We start from the raw sequence: 3,069 nt of genomic DNA, 5'->3' as shown, positions 1-3,069 counted from the left end.
GGCGTTCCGGATGCAGCGAGGCCTCGTGGACCACGCCCGCCGCGACGGGGATGGCGACGCCGTCGACGACGTCCTCGGCCACGATGCAGCGGCGCCACGGGGCGTTGCCCGAGGGCGCCAGGGTGCCGCGGAACTGCCGGGCCTGATCCGTCTCCGGACCGCCCCACATTTCCAGCAGCGCCAGGTCGTCGCCCTCGCGCCATTCGCGGTATGCGATTGCCACGCTCAGGCGCCGATCAGCCGTGCGGCCAGGTAGCCCTCCACCTTGTCCAGGGAGACGCGTTCCTGGCTCATGGTGTCGCGTTCGCGGATCGTGACGGCCTGGTCTTCGAGCGTGTCGAAGTCCACCGTGATGCAGAACGGGGTGCCGATCTCGTCCTGCCGGCGGTAGCGGCGGCCGATGGCACCGGCGTCGTCGAACTCGATGTTCCAGTTCTTGCGCAGCTGCGCGGCGAGGTCCTTGGCCTTCGGGGACAGGTCCTCGTTGCGGCTCAGCGGCAGCACCGCCGCTTTGACCGGGGCCAGGCGCGGGTCGAGCTTGAGCACGGTGCGGACGTCGACGCCGCCCTTGGCGTTCGGTGCCTCGTCCTCGGTGTACGCGTCGATCATGAACGCCATGAAGGAGCGGGTAAGGCCGGCGGCCGGCTCGATCACGTACGGGGTGTAGCGCTCGTTGGTGGCCTGGTTGAAGTAGCTCAGGTCCTGGCCGGAGGCTTTCGAGTGCGTGGAGAGGTCAAAGTCGGTGCGGTTGGCGATGCCCTCGAGCTCGCCCCATTCCGAGCCGTGGAAGCCGAAGCGGTATTCGATGTCCGTGGTGCCCTTGGAGTAGTGGCTGAGCTTCTCCAGCGGGTGCTCGAAGAAGCGCAGGTTCTCCTCCCGGATGCCCAGGCCGGTATACCAGGACATGCGTTCCTTCATCCAGTACTGGTGCCACTGCTCGTCGGTGCCGGGCTCGACGAAGAATTCCATCTCCATCTGCTCGAACTCCCGGGTGCGGAAGATGAAGTTGCCCGGCGTGATCTCGTTGCGGAAGGACTTGCCGATCTGGCCGATGCCGAACGGGGGCTTCTTCCGGGACGTGGTGAGCACGTTGGAAAAGTTGACGAAGATGCCCTGGGCAGTCTCGGGGCGCAGGTAGTGCAGGCCCTCTTCGCTGGCGACGGGGCCCAGGTAGGTCTTGAGCAGGCCGGAGAATTCCTGCGGTTCGGTCCATTCGCCGCGGGTGCCGCAGTTGGCGCAGGCAATGTCCTTGAGGCCATTCTCGGCCGGGCGGCCCTTCTTCTCCTCGTACTCTTCCTCGAGGTGGTCCGCGCGGTAGCGCTTGTGGCAGGAAAGGCATTCCACCAGCGGATCGGAGAACACGTCGACGTGGCCGGAGGCCTCCCAGACCTGGCGGGGCAGGATCACCGAGGAATCCAGACCGACGACGTCCTCACGGCCGCGGACCACGGACTGCCACCACTGCCGCTTGATGTTTTCCTTCAGCTCGGCACCGAGGGGGCCGTAGTCCCAGGCAGAGCGGGAGCCACCGTAGATTTCGCCGGCCTGGAAGACGAATCCCCGTCGCTTGGCGAGGGAAATGATCTGGTCGAGTACGGATTTTGCTGCCATGGGAACTCCAATTTCTACAGGGCCGCTGGGTGCGGTCCGCGCTGTCAGCCCCGGGTCACCGGCTGGTTGCCGGGCGGGGTGTTGCGAACGGTGTGATGCAAACTCCTAGCCTACCCGGGCCGCTACCGCTTGAGGGCTCCGCGGGACCAGGGCAGGCTGGCCAGGACGATGGCGGCCAGCGTCAGCAGCGTGCCCAGCACGGTGGGCAGCGCGACGATGGTGCCCGGCGCGGGCAGGAACAGGTCCAGACCCAGCGATCCCAGCAGTTGCCCGGCGATCATGCCGAGGCCGGTGACCAGCACGCCCAGGCTGTGAACCAGGAAGGCCGCGACGGCGATGAAGACGCAGCCCATCGGACCGCCCAGGTAGTACCACCACTCGCCGGGGAGAGGGTGGCCGGGCCCGGCGACGGCCAGCTTGATCAGCAAGGCGAGCCAGAGCACAATGCTGCCGGCGATGAAGTTCACCAGGGTGGCGGTGATGGGGGTGCGGTAGTGCACCGTGGCCGTGCCGTTCATGGCCTGCTGGAAACTCATGAGGAACCCGGCGAGCACCGGAAGCAGCACCGGCACCAGCAGCCGCAACGGCCCGGAGTCCGCCCCCGAAACCCCGCCGGCGGCAAATCGCGGCGACACGRCCCAGGCCACGGCTGCGACGGTCAGCACGCTGCCGAGGACCCGGATCCCGGTGATGGGTTTCCGGCCCGCGGGGCCGATCCCCATCCGGTCCACCAGCAGGCCGCTCAGGGTCTGCCCGGTGACGGCGGCGACGGTGAACAGGGCGACGCCGAGAAGTCCGACGGTGAAGGACTGGGCAAAGACGAAGAACGCGCCGATGCCGCCGGCCAGCACGTAGTAGCGCGGGAACCGGCGTTCCCGCAGCGAAGGCAGGACTTCGGCCAGCCCGGCGCGCCCCTTGGGCAGGAGCAGCGAGATGACGATCATCAGCACCAGGCCGGTGCTGAAGCTGACCACCGCGGCGGCGAGGCCGTCGGCGAGGACCGTTCCTAGGGCGCCGTTGATCCGGCCCTGGACGGGGACGAAAAGTCCCGCCGCCACGGCGAGGAGAAGACCGAGAAGCAGCGGAAGCCGCGGTGCGTGGGTCATTGGTGCCACCTTTGGTCAGGCATTATTGCTGGTATGAGCAACCCGGAAATTGAAGACATCCCCATCCGCGACGACATGATCCGGCTGGGCCAGCTGCTGAAACTGGCCAACCTGGTCGAGGACGGGGTGGAAGCTACGGAACTTATCAGGAACGGGCTTGTCAAAGTCAACGGAGAGATCGATGACCGGCGCGGCCGCCAGCTCCACCATGGCGACACCGTCACCGTGAACGGCCGGACCGTACGGATCGTGACACCCGCCGGAGCCTAGCAGCACCTGGCAGCGCGGCGCCGGCCGCCGCCGTGCGGGGCGCCGTCGCGCGGACTATTTGTCGAGCACCTCATGGCTGAGG

General features: G+C 67.5%; 3 protein-coding genes and 1 pseudogene. 1 reads left to right on the top strand and 3 read right to left on the bottom strand.

The features are described 5' to 3' along the window. From AB4Y86_RS15595 to AB4Y86_RS15585, 3 genes and pseudogenes are all read right to left on the bottom strand, one after another. Positions 1-223, bottom strand: a pseudogene (locus tag AB4Y86_RS15595) (GNAT family N-acetyltransferase); the annotation flags it as partial. A gap of 2 nt (positions 224-225) precedes the next feature. After that, on the bottom strand, positions 226-1,611 hold the full coding sequence (locus AB4Y86_RS15590; RefSeq protein ID WP_441403097.1) for a glycine--tRNA ligase: 1,386 nt from the start codon (positions 1,609-1,611) through the stop codon (positions 226-228). Between the two features lie 122 nt (positions 1,612-1,733). Continuing rightward, a complete protein-coding gene (locus tag AB4Y86_RS15585) occupies positions 1,734-2,717 on the bottom strand; it encodes a DMT family transporter (protein WP_441403096.1) in 984 nt (327 codons plus the stop codon). 33 nt (positions 2,718-2,750) lie between these two features. Here AB4Y86_RS15585 and AB4Y86_RS15580 point away from each other — a divergent pair, with 33 nt between their 5' ends. Next, positions 2,751-2,987, top strand: a complete 237-nt coding sequence (locus AB4Y86_RS15580; RefSeq protein WP_441403095.1) for an RNA-binding S4 domain-containing protein — start codon at positions 2,751-2,753, stop codon at positions 2,985-2,987. Positions 2,988-3,069 lie beyond the last annotated feature (82 nt).

Origin of the sequence: Arthrobacter sp. 2YAF22_2, from assembly GCF_052114645.1 — a bacterium.
GTDB lineage: Bacteria > Actinomycetota > Actinomycetes > Actinomycetales > Micrococcaceae > Arthrobacter.
The sequence above is the reverse complement of the archived record's forward strand: the minus strand, read 5'-3'. Positions and strand labels throughout refer to the sequence as shown.

Coding starts and splice junctions, on each gene's coding strand:
- AB4Y86_RS15580 (WP_441403095.1), top strand. CDS start 2,751: ATGAGCAACCCGGAAATTGAAGACATCCCCATCCGCGACGACATGATC.
- AB4Y86_RS15590 (WP_441403097.1), bottom strand. CDS start 1,611: ATGGCAGCAAAATCCGTACTCGACCAGATCATTTCCCTCGCCAAGCGA.